The organism is Microbacterium sp. VKM Ac-2923 (assembly GCF_022815605.1).
Taxonomy (GTDB): Bacteria; Actinomycetota; Actinomycetes; order Actinomycetales; family Microbacteriaceae; genus Microbacterium.
This window is the reverse complement of sequence record NZ_JALGRP010000023.1, coordinates 1-15,163: the sequence shown is the minus strand read 5'-3', so window position 1 is coordinate 15,163 and position 15,163 is coordinate 1. Positions and strand designations below refer to the sequence as shown.

16 protein-coding genes are annotated in these 15,163 nt (G+C 62.5%); 7 read left to right on the top strand and 9 right to left on the bottom strand.

What is annotated here, in order from left to right; genetic code table 11:
* Positions 1–219: 219 nt before the first annotated feature.
* A complete protein-coding gene (locus tag MT347_RS17930; RefSeq protein WP_243502710.1) occupies positions 220–789 on the bottom strand; it encodes a hypothetical protein in 570 nt (189 codons plus the stop codon).
* 190 nt (positions 790–979) lie between these two features.
* Here MT347_RS17930 and MT347_RS17925 point away from each other — a divergent pair, with 190 nt between their 5' ends.
* Positions 980–1,861, top strand: coding sequence for a DUF2599 domain-containing protein (locus tag MT347_RS17925; RefSeq protein WP_243502708.1), 882 nt, complete (start codon positions 980–982; stop codon positions 1,859–1,861).
* A gap of 33 nt (positions 1,862–1,894) precedes the next feature.
* Here the strand turns inward: MT347_RS17925 and MT347_RS18590 are convergent, their stop codons facing one another.
* From MT347_RS18590 to MT347_RS17910, 4 genes are all read right to left on the bottom strand, one after another.
* Positions 1,895–2,245 (bottom strand): helix-turn-helix domain-containing protein, encoded by a 351-nt coding sequence (locus tag MT347_RS18590; protein WP_374206554.1) that lies wholly within the window; start codon positions 2,243–2,245, stop codon positions 1,895–1,897.
* Positions 2,246–2,253: 8 nt separating this feature from the next.
* Positions 2,254–2,622, bottom strand: a complete 369-nt coding sequence (locus tag MT347_RS17920; protein WP_243502706.1) for a hypothetical protein — start codon at positions 2,620–2,622, stop codon at positions 2,254–2,256.
* 346 nt (positions 2,623–2,968) lie between these two features.
* A complete protein-coding gene (locus MT347_RS18510; RefSeq protein WP_308194241.1) occupies positions 2,969–4,036 on the bottom strand; it encodes a helix-turn-helix domain-containing protein in 1,068 nt (355 codons plus the stop codon).
* 6 nt (positions 4,037–4,042) lie between these two features.
* Positions 4,043–4,639: a recombinase family protein gene (locus MT347_RS17910; protein ID WP_243502704.1), complete on the bottom strand. Its 597-nt coding sequence runs from the start codon at positions 4,637–4,639 to the stop codon at positions 4,043–4,045.
* Positions 4,640–4,897: 258 nt separating this feature from the next.
* Here MT347_RS17910 and MT347_RS17905 point away from each other — a divergent pair, with 258 nt between their 5' ends.
* Both MT347_RS17905 and MT347_RS17900 read left to right on the top strand, forming a co-directional pair.
* Positions 4,898–5,500: a hypothetical protein gene (locus tag MT347_RS17905; protein WP_243502702.1), complete on the top strand. Its 603-nt coding sequence runs from the start codon at positions 4,898–4,900 to the stop codon at positions 5,498–5,500.
* A complete protein-coding gene (locus tag MT347_RS17900) occupies positions 5,500–5,721 on the top strand; it encodes a helix-turn-helix transcriptional regulator (RefSeq protein ID WP_243502700.1) in 222 nt (73 codons plus the stop codon). The genes MT347_RS17905 and MT347_RS17900 overlap by 1 nt, the downstream gene beginning before the upstream one ends.
* A gap of 496 nt (positions 5,722–6,217) precedes the next feature.
* On the opposite strand, the gene MT347_RS17895 is transcribed toward MT347_RS17900, so the two are convergent.
* The 3 genes from MT347_RS17895 to MT347_RS17885 form a co-directional block, all read right to left on the bottom strand.
* A complete protein-coding gene (locus tag MT347_RS17895; RefSeq protein ID WP_243502699.1) occupies positions 6,218–6,718 on the bottom strand; it encodes a hypothetical protein in 501 nt (166 codons plus the stop codon).
* A 1,701-nt stretch (positions 6,719–8,419) separates the two neighbouring features.
* A complete protein-coding gene (locus MT347_RS18585) occupies positions 8,420–8,854 on the bottom strand; it encodes a DUF4913 domain-containing protein (RefSeq protein WP_374206555.1) in 435 nt (144 codons plus the stop codon).
* Between the two features lie 312 nt (positions 8,855–9,166).
* The gene (locus tag MT347_RS17885; protein WP_243502697.1) at positions 9,167–10,276 is read right to left on the bottom strand and encodes an ImmA/IrrE family metallo-endopeptidase; all 1,110 of its coding nucleotides are present in this window, start codon (positions 10,274–10,276) and stop codon (positions 9,167–9,169) included.
* A 467-nt stretch (positions 10,277–10,743) separates the two neighbouring features.
* On the opposite strand from MT347_RS17885, the gene MT347_RS17880 reads away from it, so the two are divergent.
* The 4 genes from MT347_RS17880 (at position 10,744) to MT347_RS17865 (ending at position 14,097) form a co-directional block, all read left to right on the top strand.
* Entirely contained in the window at positions 10,744–11,169 is a 426-nt protein-coding gene (locus MT347_RS17880; RefSeq protein WP_243502696.1) for a hypothetical protein, read from the top strand.
* Positions 11,166–11,546, top strand: coding sequence for a hypothetical protein (locus MT347_RS17875; RefSeq protein WP_243502695.1), 381 nt, complete (start codon positions 11,166–11,168; stop codon positions 11,544–11,546). The genes MT347_RS17880 and MT347_RS17875 overlap by 4 nt, the downstream gene beginning before the upstream one ends.
* Before the next feature lie 19 nt (positions 11,547–11,565).
* Positions 11,566–13,023, top strand: coding sequence for a ThiF family adenylyltransferase (locus MT347_RS17870; RefSeq protein ID WP_243502694.1), 1,458 nt, complete (start codon positions 11,566–11,568; stop codon positions 13,021–13,023).
* Positions 13,024–13,341: 318 nt separating this feature from the next.
* Entirely contained in the window at positions 13,342–14,097 is a 756-nt protein-coding gene (locus MT347_RS17865) for a DUF3800 domain-containing protein (RefSeq protein ID WP_243502693.1), read from the top strand.
* A gap of 433 nt (positions 14,098–14,530) precedes the next feature.
* Here the strand turns inward: MT347_RS17865 and MT347_RS18580 are convergent, their stop codons facing one another.
* On the bottom strand, positions 14,531–14,926 hold the full coding sequence (locus tag MT347_RS18580; protein ID WP_374206553.1) for a hypothetical protein: 396 nt from the start codon (positions 14,924–14,926) through the stop codon (positions 14,531–14,533).
* Positions 14,927–15,163 lie beyond the last annotated feature (237 nt).

Below are 15,163 nucleotides of genomic sequence, written 5' to 3'. Positions count from 1 at the left end.
CATCTCCGGCGAATACTTCCTGTTCATCGTCTTCCATCCTTACTTGAAGAACGGAACGAAAGTCAGGCCGGTTCACCCTCGCTTCACCAGATCCGGGTGGCGCGGCGACGTCGGGGCGGGTTGCAGCCAACCTTCGGAGACACATCTTGATCGGCCCGCGGGGAGCCCCGTCCTATCTCATCGAACGGGACTCCCGCCTGCTGAAACCCGGCCTACCGGCTAGCGAGTGTTGGAGACGTCCATGCTCTTGCCGGTCAGAACCGAGCCCCACTCGATCCAAGCGTTCTTCCCATTGCGAAGAGGCATGCAGACCGTCTTCGCTATGCCCGAGGGCTGGGGGTCCACCCAACAAGCCTTGACGTAGTAGTTACCAGTCCACAGCTTCGTGCGGCTGCCCCATGTGCCATTCGTGGCACCGTACGAGAACTGGAGGTTCAGCGTCGGCGCTGCACCGTACCAGCACGTCGCGGATCCAGCACTGGAGCACATGTTCCACGTGGCGGAAAGTGGGGACACACCGGAACCGGCCTTAGCCTGACCCGACGAACGTAAGGCAACATCGACCTCCCCGTTCAGTTGTGCGCGTGTGAGCGGCTCCACGGATGTCACGTCGCCGCTGGACGGGTCGACCGTCACCCGCTTTAGCTTGTCCGATTCCAGCAACGCGGATTCGTCGGCTGTGAGGGATTCAAGAGACCCGATGACGACTTCCCCAGGCGCCTCGCCGGTGGAGCTTGCGCTAGCGCTCGTTGCCCCAAAAAGCGACACAGCAGCGAATACGAATGCCATTGTGATCGCAATCGGTCGTCGAGAAGAGCCAATCATATTTCCTCCAGTTCCACCCCGCCATCACCAGCGTGGGTGGTTTCATCATCGACGCCCAACTGTTGAAGGGCACGCGATGTGTCCCAGATCTATGTACCGGCTAGACGCAAGCTCGATGAGGATCGAGTGAAGAACAATCAACGAAGGGTCACCAATGAAACTCAGAAAGAGCCTGGGCGCCTCGCTCGTGCTGGCTATTGTGCTCACTCCTGGCATGGCGATGGCAGACACTGAAGCGCCTGACGGGCTGGATAGCCTTCGCGAGGTTGCCCCTGAGCTTGCGCAGCTCGCCGCACCAGCATCGGCCGACACGTCGGAGTTCGGTGGTGCGGTTGCTGAGGCAAGCGGGGACACCATCGAGATCACATCCGATCAGGGCACCATCCAGTTGACGTCTGAGAACACAGCGACGGGAGCCGAGGTCAGCTCCGTTTTGATGCAAGATGCCTCGGCCCTCTTTGCGATCCGTATCGAGAACCTCTCGGCGCCGGCGAGCTACGACTTCACGCTCTCGATTCCTGAGGGGGCCGAGGCGACAACGCTTGAAGACGGCGGGATCATTCTCCGTGACGCTGAGGGCGAGTATCTCGGGGGTGTCGCACCTCCTTGGGCTCGTGACGCAGACGGCTCCGACGTGCCGACTTCCCTCACTTTGACGGGCAATAAGATCACCCAGCACGTTGACTTCTCTGAGGTCAGCGCAGACAAGTTCCCCGTGATCGCCGACCCCTACCTTGGCAAGTGGCTCGTGGAATCCGCGTACGTCACCAACCAGGGTGGGTCAAATTACGTCGTCCGCGCGGTTCCCACTGCGTACGGACGTCACGCATCTGGTGCCGCGATTCTCGCTGAACACACGAAAGACCTTAAGTCCCGCCTGGGAACGCTTGCCTATAAGGTGAATTCGACTATTGAGAACCAGTTCCACTGCCACGTCGTCTACAACGGACAGGGCGGCGGCGCGACTTACGACATGGAGTCGTGGCGACCGGACGTGTGGTGGTGGGTGCAAGCCGCCAAGGGCTGCAATCCCTGACCAAAGTATTTGGGAGCGCCTCCTAGCCACCCGCTAGGAGGCGCTTGCCTTTCTTCTCCGACTGCGCCTATACGCAGAAGGAGCGACACCCGCAACCCGTTTGAAGTTGTTTCGAAACGTATTAATGTCGGCGTAGCCGACAGCCGAAGCCACTGTCGCAATGCAAGACGAATCATCTGAAGCCAGCAATCGCATTGCGATCTCGACGCGCGTTCGCGCGATCGTCGCAGCCACCCCGCTGCCGGTCTTTGATTTGAACTCTCTCGCCAGATGCCTGCGGGAGATTGCCAATTCACGGGCGAGGCAGTCTGCACTGAATTGGCAATCCGAGTACGAAATTTTGATCTGCTCAAGGGCCTTTTCTAGCACCGATTCGTTGCACATGGGATCTGTCAGCCGATTCTCGGAAGAACGACAAACCAAGTTCCGGCAGCGACCAGGAAGACAGTGATGAAACAGATCACGAAACCCCCGATGACACCCATCAAGACCCACTCTCTGCGGAGAGTAGCCGCCGCGAACGCGAGCGCAGTTCCGGCGGCTATCGTGGACAGAAGCGCGACCCACAGAAGCGTATGACCGGTTTCCCACGTACTGATCTCAGCGAGCGTGGGGTCATCGACGGGCAACTCGCCCGACAATGAAGCCAGGTTCGCAGATCCGTACCCGGCAGCGACCATCGCCACAACGAGCGCCGCAGCCGCGATGAAAATACAAATGGTACGCAAACGAATAGATGTTCTGGTTGTGACCGTACTCATGTCATCCACCCTGCCATTCGCTTTGGCCGGATGGCGCCAAAATACGTGGAAGATTTGAAGGTACAGTTCGAGAATATGCAGGTACCATCAGGTCCCTCGTAGACACCTGTAGGCCATGGCGTAGGGCGGCGTACTAAATTGAGTAATTGTCCCCCAATTGGGGGACGAATTCTGACACTCAGTAACCGTTGGATGTGACATCCCCGAGCAGCCGCCGAACAGAAGACTCCGTCCCTGCAGCGTGGTCTCAGCGTCAGACTGACGATGCGCCAGCAGAGCGGGTTCGCCGAACGCCTGCCGGCGACGGTAAATCGCCCCAGAAGCCCGCAGGTCGAACCTGCGGGCATCACCGCGCTCGCACTCCAACGCTTGTAAGGGCGGGCGCAAAGGCCTGCAAGACCGCATCCATTGCGTTGGAGAGGGCGTCGTAGCCTTCACGAGCTTCCGTGACAACAGTCTTCAAGGTCGGCGGAGTGTGTCCAGAGTGGTGCCCCGCCTCCATCGAGGGCGTCCCGTCGCCATGGTCTACCCAAGGGTTGATGGTGGCTACGCCGCCGACGAGGCTCTGCGGTCGCCAGCGGTGGTAACCGACGTGGCGCCGCTCCTCGAGAGCCGCCCACGCGTCACCTGCGACCAGATGGCCGAGGGGCTCAGCCAGGTCGACGAGCGAACTTTCCCCGGTTTCCCTGGCCGCGCGACGAAGCTTCTTGACCGTCTCCTTGTTGAGCGAGAGGTTCGTCTCCCTGGTTTCGACGAACGGAGCCGGCCCGCACATCGCCCACCCGGGGTCGGTCTTCCGCCAGATCGCCTGGCGCAGCGCGAGAGCGGTGTTCAGCGACGAGGGTGCCCCGGTGAAGACCATGTAGCCGCAGATCGCGCGGGAGTGATCATCCATCACGGTCGTCAGCCAGGGACGGTCGGGCTTCCCGTTCGCTCCGACGATGAGGATGTCGAGTTCTGTGTGGTCGGCCTGCCAGATCTGATTCGGCCGTTCCGCCCGACGGCGGAACACCAGCTCGTGACGATCGCGATAGGAAGCGGGACCCTCCAACGCGAGGGTGACGAGCGCCGGGTCGAGGGCCTGCACGATCTGCCGGACGGTCGCGTAGCTCGGCGCCGGCCGGTTGTCGCACAGGCATTCCTCGGACGTGAGGCGATGCAACGTCGCGATCGACGGACGAGGCCGAGTCAGGGCGAGCCGCTCGATGGTGGCGATGGTCGCCGGGTCAGTGCGCCGGCCGCCCTTGTCCGTCCTCGCAGTGTCGTCGAGCCCGGCGAGCCCGTCCTTCTTATAGAGCTGATGCCAGCGTTGAAGTGTCCGCGTGCCGATGCCGCCCTCGCGAGCGAGGGCCGCGAGGGGGACCTGATCTTCGACGTGAAGTCGAAGGATCCGCCACCGCTCGAGGCCGTCCATCGCTCGCTACATCGCTGCACTCTCGCGGGCCGCGTGAGCCTGCTGGTGGCGATAGAGCGTCGCGCGACTCCACCCGACGAGACGAGCGGCGTCCTCAGCGGTGCGACCGCGCGCTCGCGCATCCGCGGCGATCGCGAGCTTGTCCGCGATCACGACCGGATCCGACAGGGGCCGGCCGAACCGGGTGCCGTTCGCGCGGGCGGCCGCGATACCGGCATTGACCCGTTCCACGATGAGTTCACGCTCGTACTCCGCGAGCGTGGCGAGCATGTTCAGCATCAGCCGGCCCGTCGACGTCGATGGATCGATGCCGTCCGAGATAGACCGGACCTGCACTCCGCGCTCGCGCAGCAGGTTCACCGTGTTCAGTACGTCGATCAGAGAGCGGCCGAGGCGGTCGACTCGCCAGACGACGACGGTGTCGCCGTCCTCGGCGTACTCAAGGAGCTTCTTCATCCCGGTTCGCTCGATCGCGGTCTTGCTCCCCGAGGTGACGTCCGCGAAGACGTCGCGCTTCTGCACGCCGGCGGCGACGAGCGCATCGAGCTGCAAGTGTGCGTCCTGACTTGACGTACTCACGCGCGTGTACCCCAGAAGTCTCACGACCTCATTCTGACTCGAAAACACCCTCCGCGACGCCTCCTGAGACGAAATGCGGCAAGAGGTTTTTCCAAGACAGCAGGCATCCCGAAAACTCGGACCTTTCGAGGCGGATCGACCGCCGAACGGTGTGTCTCAGAAAGCTAATGTTTCTACGACACCTGCGCGGGGCAAGAAACCGCCCGAGTGGGGAAGGTTGCACTTCGATGCTGGGTAGCATAACGTTTATCGTGAGCAACGATAAACGTTAGGGAGCACAGGGTGACCTCTTCAATGCACGCAGGGCTTCGGATCGCCAACTCCACCGAACGAGCCCTGCTCTGGGGTTTTGTCATCGGCGGAGGGACAGTGGCGTTGGTGAATATCGCTCTCGCTGTCGTGCGCATCTTCTCGGTGATGGTCGGGCCAGTGACCCTTCCGAACGTCGCTACAAGAGGGCTCGAGCCGGCTGGCTTTGCGGGCGCTACCTTTGACGCCGTCTCCTTGACGTTGCAGGATCCGTCACCGGGCGTGCGCTGGTTCCTTGTCGCAAGTGCATTGCTCTCGAGTCTTCTCATCGTTGCTGTCAGCCTGATTGTCGCGTGGCTCAGCTTCCGGCTTCTCCGGGAGCGTCCGTTCGGTCGTGTCGCAACCTGGGGTGCTGGCACAGTTGCGATTCTCGTGTTCTTGTGTGGGCTAGGGGGGCCGGTCCTCGACGGCATGGCCGCCCAGCGTGCTGTTCTTCAACTCGGCGTGGAGCAACTGCCCACATTCTTGGTCGAGGTCGATCTCGCGCCCGTTGGCTGGGGACTGGCCCTGGCCGTGGTGGCGGCGGTCTTCGAGATTGGGCAGCGAATGCAGCGAGACGCGGACGGCTTGGTCTGATGGAAGATGGTGACCGCTCGGGTGACGTCACGTGCCATCTCGATGCCCTCCTCAACCAGCGGGGGATGACTCTTACTGAGCTGTCACGGCACGTAGGCGTCAGCACAGTAAATCTCTCCGTGCTGAAGAATGGCCACGCGAGGGCAATCCGGTTCTCAACGTTGAAAGCGATCTGCGCCGCACTTGGGTGCCAGCCCGGAGACCTCTTGTCCACCGATTAAACGCCACCCACGTCGTGAGTTGAGCGGCTCCGACTCGAGGTCACCCCGCCGCTGTGCGCATGCGGCCCCGCCTGTCGCCTGGGCTGACAATGTCACATGCCGGCCCCATCCACTGACCGCGCCCCAGCCGTTGCTTGTGATTGAACCCAACACCCCGTCCGAACTACTTCTCGCGCGCCCGCTCCCTTGCAACAGTCCCGTCGGGGATCACCGAAGTTGAGTGATCACCGTCACCCTGTCGATACGCGCGTCAGCGCGTTGGGCAAGGCCATGATTGCGCCGCAGAGCGGTCAAACTAGAACGCCACCGATCGCGCAACCTCACACGTCCCGGATACCCGGCCACGCGAGAGGAGCCCCCAACTGTCACGTTTGGCGATCCCTATCCGGACACGACGCGCGCCGGACTTTGCACCACACAGATCGGCAGAACCATGACCTCGCGCGTCACATCATCGACGCAGTTCTGGTCGGTCTGCGTGAAGCTGATGCCTCTGTCACGGCCCCTCAGCAACCGCGATGCGTTCAGCGCGAGGTTGGCCGTCGGGTTCGTCTGCCCATTCCACGATGATCGTCGGTACGGCTGCGGCACCCCAAAAGTTGAGAGTTCGAAACGGTATCGGAGCGTTCGGGTCTGCCGTCATTGGCTCACTGTCGGAGGACCAATCGAAACGGAGTCGCTCAGTATCCTGCGTGGTGGCTCCAGTTATGCGCACGTTCCACACCCTGTGGTCACTCACATTTCGCAGCCACCACAAGTCCTTCGTGGGTCTCTTCTCAACCGCCCACACGGGATCGCCCTGCGAGCCGCGACTCAACATCTCGGCGAGATGCGGATCTGTATCCAGCGCCGCGGTGGCGCGCTCCTGTGCGTCAATCGAGCGTCTCGAGTTCGACAACGTGAGGATGCCGAACACAACGGCCACGCCGACAGCAGCCACAGCGGCGCCAGAACCCACCCACTGCGCCAGGAGGCTCGCCGCCTCAAATTCGGTCACCGCTCGAGCCTACGCTCGCAGTGCTGGTGATCGTCAGGCCGAAATTTGCTCGGAGCGCCATCCCCTTCTTGCGATTCAGGCTCAGCCATGATGCGCAAAGTGGGCACCGGGCCGCCCCTCAACCAGAGACTCGTGACGCGCGTCTTTGAACACGTAGTCATCTACGCCAACCGCCGCAGATGAACGAGAAAAAGCGTTCCCCGCCTACCGGGGCACGGCCGCTCAGCGTGTCGGCCATTTCAACGGGGAACGTAGGTTCGACGATATCAAGACAGAGTCACCCGGTCGGCGGGGCCGGGTGATCCGGAACCACTCGGTTATCCTCGGGATGCCTTAGCGAGGGTGTGCCACAAACCAGGCGTATGCCCTTTCCAACGGTTCCGCCAGCGACTTCCAGCGCACCTGCTCATCGTAGAGAGCTTGACTTGAGGCGTAGGCGGGTCGGGTTGTCGGGCACTCTCGCCAGAGCCAGCCCCCGCCGAAGGGTCCGAATCCGAATGGCGCTTCTCCGAATCCTGCCGCCATTCCCACATGCTTCTTCTGGTGTTCGGCCTCGCCCCGTGCGTACACCAGGCCCACAACGTTCCGCCGCTCCGGATCTTCCGCGGCCCACGCGACTTGGTCTCGTCCCCTGACCTCTTCGAACAACCAAACGGAGTACAGCGCAGACCCGGCTTCGTTCAGGCTCGCGAGAACTCTCCTCTCATAGCCCGACGCGACCGCGGCCTTGAGGCCCTCGATCGCCTGCTCGAGTCGAAAGAGAGCAACATCGGCAGGAGAGGAATCTGGCTCAGGACTCATTTCAGAACGGTAGCCGTTTGGGTCCATCTATCTCCTGCCGCATGGACGTTTACACGGACACCGGTCGGTGCTTTTCGCCGCTGCGCGGTGGCAGGATCCGGCGCGGAACCGGTCGTTGCTAACCGGCTCGCACGCTCGTTGCCTCGACCGCGATGACGGAGCCTTTACAGGCGATCGTGTAGCCCATAGAGTCCCCCTCACGAGGTCACTGCGCCGGGGGGTAGCAATGTTCAAACGTCGGAAATCTGTCCTGGCGATAGCCACATCGCTCGTTCTCGCTGCGGGCTCCGTGGCCTTGGCGGCGCCGGCGCATGCCGCGTCTGACATCGGTGGTCTCAACATCACCGGGTATTGCAAGGCCAACTTGGGCAGCCAATGGTCGGCAATCACCGTCAACGCATCCGACCCATACGGCTGGCGGTGCGTGAAGCCCGGATCGTCGATCGCAATCTCCGGCAAAGCCGCCATGAATGACGTCTGCTACTCGAACTACGGCGCTGGCGCGTATGCAGTGCTCACTTACAGCTCGTCGTACGGATGGCGTTGTTACCGCTAGTAGTCCATACCGCAGCACGCGCGCCGAGCACGTCAGCCATGCGCAGCTATGCCCGGCCGCATAGAACCGATGCCACACCCGAAGCGCCTCTGCGCTCGCCTGAGCTAGCTGGCGACACACCGAGGGTCGTGCTCAAGGGGCGCAAGGTGTGGGTCCTCATCAACCGGACAGTCCGCCACTTTGTTCTGAACGATCAGCGCCTTCGATGATCGCACCTGGGCCCGGGAGCATGGACGTCCCTCTCAATCACCTGGGCGACTGAGCTCCGCCCCGGCCTGAAGCGTCTCTCACCCGCCGGGCACCCGTGAGGACACTCCCCCGTTCAGCTTCGTCCGCAGTGTTCCTCACCCGCCCAGCGGCGCCGCAGCCCCCTTCCGCAGATGCGTCAATCTGGGCGCATGAGCGTATTGACGGTCCGTTGCGGAAAGTCCACCTGCGATTTCGTGTGGGAGGGCCCCCTCGGGGTCGTGGACGGCATGGGCTCGGCGGTGGAGAACGCCCTCGGCGCGCTCGACGTCGACGCGATCGTGGCTCAGGCGGCGAACGCGGTTGTCACCAAGCACGTCACCAACCTCGCCAAGGAGGCGCTGAGCGACGCTCTCACGCCCGAACGGGTCGCCACGCTCCAAGAGCGCGAGGCCGCAGCGGTAGAGAGCGCATTCGAGCCTCCACATGTGCGGGGCGGCGTGGTTGATCCACCAGGCGCCTGTGCCAAGGCCCGGGTCGAGGCGTGCGGCTTCCCAGCCGCGCCACAGCGTTTCGAGCAAAGACACGGACATCGACGTCGACGCGGACACGGAGACGGGTCGGTAGACGAGTGGCTGCGCAAATACTGGCGGTTCACCTACCGCCGCCGCGTCTCCGCCAAGGGCACCGGCACCGATAGGTGAAAAGCCGAATGGTGAAACACCGACGAGGCCGTGCAGCGCCTCTGCTCGCCGTCGACGACCCCTTCGCGGACTCCAAAGATGAGAACCAGGTAGGGGAACCCCTGCCGTACCGCCGACCGCCGGAGCATCTGTTTCCGCCTGACAAGCAAGGCATGCATGCTCTTTAGCTAGCTACGGGTGCACTAACTGTGACGTAGATGGTCAGAAGGCCTTGAGCAGGTGGGCAAAGTCGGCTTGTGGTCTCAGTCGTGCCATGCCCTTCCAGTTCTTCGTGAGGAATGCGTGCTGACTCGCGACGATGCCGGGACCCACGCCGATCTCGTTAGCGAGTTGACGAACCTGATCGGCTCTGGTCGCTTGCACAACTTGATCGCGCATGTGGCGGGGAATGAGAACGTCCTGCGCGAAGTGGTTGGCCGCAGTCTCAAGGGCATCGTCGTCGTCGTGGGCCGATCCATCGATGTCGATGTATGTGGCTCTCTTCGGGTGCAGAAGAATGTGGGCAACCTCATGCAGAACAGAGAACCAGAAGCTGTCGAGGTACTTGTTGCGGTTCGTCACTGCGACCACGGGATGACCGCCGACCCACCTAGACGCGCCGCTGATGCGTGTGCTGTCCAACTCGGGCACAAACACTAGTGCGACCCCTGCTTCTCGGAGAAGATGCTGGGCACGACGGAATCCCTCGAGGGGTTCCTCGGCGGTCACAGAGCGAATCTGCTGAGCCGCCTCCCGTAAACGTCCAGCGTCGTAAGAGCCCGCCCCTTCCAGGACACGTGCGGCCTGCAGCTCGGCGAGACGAAGCCATAATGCGGTGATGTAGGGATCAATGGTGTACACCTGGCTCCGCTTATAGGACGCTTCGGCGTCCAGCCAGGTGCGGTCGAACGCGCTGGGAGACGCCACCCCGAAGAAGCTGAGGAGCTTGGCTACGGTCTCCTTCGTTCCGTCACTTGCTCCGATCACGTGCCGGCTGACGAGCATATTGCGCGGGAAACGCGCGGCCCACTCCGTGAAAGTCGCCCATGATTCGCGCCGCTCCTCCCGTGCAGCGGCAGCTTGGAAGGCCGCCTCCCACCTCAACCAAAACTCTGCCGGCACACCCAGGACTTGTTCCAAGCTCACTGCTACATCGGGAGAGAGCAATGCTGTGCCTTTTACGACAAGGTTCACGTGTTTTGTGCTGAGCCCGGTACGCATCGCGAGTTGCGCTTGGGAGAGCCCTTGGGCGTCGAGCTCACGCTGCAACATCCGACCCGGGTGATTCGCCCAATCGAGCGCAACCTCTTCTGGGTTGTACGTCTCAGTCATTTCAGCCCGCACGGCGAGTGACGGATTGGGTGCCCACAGCGAGGTCGTCAATGACGAGCCCCTGCGTGGATGCGTATGCCGACAGCGGATCTTTAAGGCGTACGACTCGCACGTTTCCGGCGGGGTAAAGCAGTCGGGTGTACATGTGAACCTCCTCGAGGGACAGGATGATGCCAGGGCCATTCGGAGTCATGCGAATGCTGCGCAGCGCTATCAAATCGCCGAAATCTGACGCGTGCACGACTGCTGCGACAAGGTCGCGAGCCACGAGAGCTTGGATCCCTGCCGCGGCGCTGAGGCGGTGGGCGGTCGTGCAACATTCCCGCAACTCGGGGGCGCTCCAAGCGATCCGCATCGTTTACCTCACAGGTATACGTCAGGCGTGGTACTATGGGTTTACCCGACAGGTAAAGACTACCTCGGTTCGCGGGCTTCGCGGGCCGACACGCCTAGGAAAGGAGCCCATCGTGGCTACCACTGCTCTTCACATCACCATCGACAACACCGCCTACTCCACTCGCGATGACGACCAGCACGCTTCTGAGCTGCTGCGACTTGCGGGCAAAGACCCCAAGGCGTTCGACCTGTTCCGGATCAAGGGGGGCGTTGAGACGCACCTCAAGGATGGTCAGATCATCAATCTGAAGGACGGCGATCGGTTCGTTGCCCGCCGCCGAGTCCGTTTCACGATTGATGGTGAGCCCTTCACCCGTTACGACGACGACATGGAGCGAGCCGCACTGCTCCGCCTCGCCGGCGTGAACCCCGACGAAAACGACCTGGCGCGCGTCGGCTCCAACGGGACCGTCGAGACCTTGTCGGACGACGGGCTGATCAAGATTGTCGACGGTGACAAGTTCGTGACCGCGAAGCGCATCGGCGGTGTCGCATGAGCGACCCCACCGAGCCGAGCAAGGCAACACTGCAGTTCATGACTGACATGGCCGACATCGGCCATCCAGCCACCATCGACGGGGACCGGATTCTCTACGACGTCGACGCCATCGGCGGCCCTCGCGTCGGCCAGTTCATAACCACCGGGGTGAGCGTCTCAGAAGTGCAAGGTTGGCCCCTCACGCCGCCGCATTGGATTCACCTTCCCGAGAACATCACGTTTCCAGGGACCAACGTTGACGTGACCGACTGCCCACCTGGGTGGCGACGACACTCTCGAGACTTCTCGTTCACTGACATGTCTGTACCTCCGGCGTTGGCGTGGCTGCGTCACGTACGCGGGCAGATGTCGATGATCATTCCGATGGCGGCATGACATGTCGTACTCCGTTGTCATGACCGGCACAGTCGATGAGCAGATGCGCGATCACTTGATCCGGACCGATGGACAGGAGGATGTTCTTGCCGCCACCTACCAAATCTCCACCGGTGCGACGCGCACGACAGCCGTAATCCGAAGAGTCATCGCACCCCGCGACGGCGATCGCCTCGTTCACGGCAATGCATCTTTCACCAGCGGCTATGTTCTACGCGCGGCCGCTGAAGCACGATCGCACGGTGAAGGACTCGTGCTCCTTCACTCGCATCCCAAGGGACGCGGATGGCAAAGATTGAGTCGTCCCGATCGCGCCACCGAGATTGCTTATGGGCGCACCGCGCGAGGAGTCACAGACCTACCTTTAGTCGGCATGACCCTGGCAGGCGACGACGCCACTTGGTCTGCTCGGTTCTGGACCGGCAACGATGAGCCCGCTTGGGCAGAATCGGTGCGGGTGGCGTCACCGGAGTTCCGCATTTGCTGGAACAACGACCTGCGGCCAGCCCCACATCCGACTGCCTCGCAGGTGCGCACCGTTTCATCGTGGGGGGACGCAACGCAAGCTTTCATTGCCCGCACCCGTGTTCTCGTCGTTGGAGTCGGTAGCGTCGGCCTCGATGTCGCGCAGCGCCTGGCTGCAACCGGCATCGAGACTATCGGCGTTATGGACTTCGACACCGTTGAAGCTCTCAACCTCGACAGGATGATCGGCGCGACCCGTCTCGACGCCGCCCTGCACCGACGGAAAACAGACGTCGCCGTGAGACTCATGGAGAGCGCCGCCACCGCCGATAACTTCACTGCCGTGGTCCACGACTTGAAGATCACCGAGCCCGACGGACTGCGATCCGCTCTCGAGTACGACATCATCTTCTCCTGCGTCGATCGCCCCTGGCCCCGGGCCGTTCTCAATCAGATTGCCTACGCCGACCTCATTCCTGTCATCGACGGAGGCGTCGCCATCGTGACCTTCGATGACGGGCGGCTACGCAGCAGCATCTGGCGCGCGCACACGCTGGTTCCCGGTCGCCCATGCATGGTCTGCAACGGACAGCTAGATCTTGCACAGGTGCGCCTTGATCAGAACGGTCATCTCGATGACCCTGCCTATATCGCGAGGTCAGGAAAGGAGTCTCCCTCCAGCCAAAACGTGGCTGCGCTATCCGCTGGCGCAAGCGCGGCTTTACTCGCCCAGTTCGTCAGCCTGCTAGCGCACCCCGGCGGCCTAGGAGCGCCTGGACCCCTTCGGTTTTTTCTGTCTACACACCATCTCGAGCACGTTCCCGCATCCAGCGGCAAATACTGTCCCTACGAAGCAGAGACGGCGAGGGCGGACGAACGCCACAACCTGGCGACAGCTGAAGGCACGAAAGCGCAGCGCGGTGACTCCACAACGACGCCGCCGGCGCCCGGGCTGGAGGAAGCAGCTCGACTCGAGCAGGCGCTAGCCGAGGCGATAAATGGCCTCAGCTGATTACGACGACGACGCGGCGTCGCGTGAGAAGCACCGGCTGATGGACGGCCGCAGGGTGACTACCAAAGAGGAGGTGGTACGCCATCCTGAGCAGCTCTGACACGGGTCGCTCACGAGGAGTAGCTGTAGAGGGGGCTGACGCGAAGCTGCCAGCCCCTGGTCTCGCACCCTCCGCGGAACGTTTCGCATATTGCCCCGCTATACGGCGGGAAGAGGACACTATTCCTTCTGCAGACTTACACTTGTGCGGGCGCGAGCTCGTGTCGCGCCACTTGTGCCGACCAGGCGCAGAGTGCCCTGTCTGGCAGACTCGAGATTGTGCACCTCTGCTACATCGATGACTCGGGGCACCCCCAGACCGGAATCACGCTCACCGCCTTGCTGATCGGTGAAGATCACTGGAACCAGGTGCTCAGCGCATGGCTGGACGGGCGGAGGGAAATACACCGAGAGTTCGGCGTCCCCAAAACTGCCGAGCTCCACGCGGTGAAGCTCTACAAGGGTCGCGGAGAGTTCTGCGAAACTGCGGAGCAGGAAGCCAAATTCTCCTCCATCGCGCGAGCTGCCGCAGGGAGAGTGATGCTGAGCCACATCAGCAAGAACAGCAGCTTCACCGTAGTAAGCGTGGGAGCAAAATCACGAAGCACCGACGAGCTTTACGCTCGCTTCATTGCATTCCTGGAGGACTGGGCAGAGACACGGGACACACGGCTTCTCGTGTTCTACGACGGCCAGACAGGGGTCGACGAAGACGGCGAACGAACAGCGGAAGAACGCTCGGACCTGTGGGAGCGCGCGATTCGCGCTGCTGCGCCATATCGCGCCGTCCACCGAAATCTCGACCTGTCATCTCGTCGTGTGATCGAGGACGTTGTCATGCAGGACAGCAAATACAGCCAGCTGATTCAGGCGGTCGATCTCATCGCCTACGGGGCCTACCACAAGCACCTCCAGAACCATCCTGAGATCTGGGGACAAAAGCGCGCTGCGAGCTCCGGTGCCATCAGGGCGTACATGCAGACGTCGGGACACTGGCTCGAGGGCAGTGACTTTGGGATGGAATGGCTCGACTGAACGCAAGAACCCCCGGCCGAAGACCAGGGGTTCGCGAGGTGCAAGACCTCTTGGTTGACCTTGAGAGCCACATGAGGCCTTGCGCGTGCAACGATACCCGATCGCGCCGCAGATGGCTAGCCCAGCGCGAGCCGTAGCCCCCATCGGGCACTCGACGGGCAGGGGAGTAGCAGATCACGGCGCATGGGCGAAGAGCGAGTACTCGACGATAAGGCTAACCTGACGTAACGTTGATTATCGGCATGCATGCATACGTTCGCACCTACTTATCCGATCGCGCCCGTTCCCGTCTGGGCGGGTGACAGCTACGCCCGCCTTGACAGGCGGCGTGGTTGCAGCAGCCACGGCGTCGCGTCCCTGACCTGTGCGTCACGGAGATTGCGCAGGGCTCGCGCGATCTCACTCGCCTGAGGTGGGTTCTTTCGCAGTCAGATCAACAAAAGACTTGCGAGTCTTCGTCCTGACCGGTGTTGGGGGTTGCGGACCGACCGACAGGCAGTGCCGATCCAACGACGGCGGTGATGACGCTGACCGCGGCGGCGATCAGCAGAGCCGGGGCGACACCGATCCCCTCCGTGAGCAACCCAGCTGCTCCAGCCCCGAGCGGCTGACCTCCCCACGCGATCATGCGGGCGGTCGTGTTGACCCGACCCTGGAGGTTTGCGGGCGTTAGAGCCTGCCGCGTGATGATGCCGTTGAGCGAGACGGTGGTCGTCCCTATCTGCCACATGCCCAGCGCGATACAGCCCACGAGGAACGACGTCGAGAGCGCCCATCCCACGATCGCCGCAGCGGCCAGGAGAAGGGCAATGATAGTGATCACACCCACGCCGACCCGCTTCTGCAGCGGACCGATTATCCAGGAGGCGGCAAGCGCGCCCACCGCCCCCGCCCCGAACAACACCCCGATGGTCGGCGAGTCCGAGCTGAGTCCAAGCGTGCGGACAGCGGCGACGATCAGCAACCCGGAGACGGCCACCGGGCGAAGGTTCGACAACGGCCACGACACCCGCGCCGACCGCGTCGCACTCCTCGGCGAACGCGCCGCCGAGCAGCTCGGCATCAA

What these genes read in the sequence shown, in the direction of transcription:
- MT347_RS17900 (WP_243502700.1), top strand. Translation starts at nt 5,500, where the DNA reads ATGGAAGATGGTGACCGCTCGGGTGACGTCACGTGCCATCTCGATGCC.
- MT347_RS17875 (WP_243502695.1), top strand. Translation starts at nt 11,166, where the DNA reads ATGAGCGACCCCACCGAGCCGAGCAAGGCAACACTGCAGTTCATGACT.
- MT347_RS17920 (WP_243502706.1), bottom strand. Translation starts at nt 2,622, where the DNA reads ATGAGTACGGTCACAACCAGAACATCTATTCGTTTGCGTACCATTTGT.
- MT347_RS18590 (WP_374206554.1), bottom strand. Translation starts at nt 2,245, where the DNA reads ATGTGCAACGAATCGGTGCTAGAAAAGGCCCTTGAGCAGATCAAAATT.
- MT347_RS17885 (WP_243502697.1), bottom strand. Translation starts at nt 10,276, where the DNA reads ATGACTGAGACGTACAACCCAGAAGAGGTTGCGCTCGATTGGGCGAAT.
- MT347_RS17870 (WP_243502694.1), top strand. Translation starts at nt 11,566, where the DNA reads ATGACCGGCACAGTCGATGAGCAGATGCGCGATCACTTGATCCGGACC.
- MT347_RS18585 (WP_374206555.1), bottom strand. Translation starts at nt 8,854, where the DNA reads ATGTCCGTGTCTTTGCTCGAAACGCTGTGGCGCGGCTGGGAAGCCGCA.
- MT347_RS17925 (WP_243502708.1), top strand. Translation starts at nt 980, where the DNA reads ATGAAACTCAGAAAGAGCCTGGGCGCCTCGCTCGTGCTGGCTATTGTG.
- MT347_RS17930 (WP_243502710.1), bottom strand. Translation starts at nt 789, where the DNA reads ATGGCATTCGTATTCGCTGCTGTGTCGCTTTTTGGGGCAACGAGCGCT.
- MT347_RS18510 (WP_308194241.1), bottom strand. Translation starts at nt 4,036, where the DNA reads ATGGACGGCCTCGAGCGGTGGCGGATCCTTCGACTTCACGTCGAAGAT.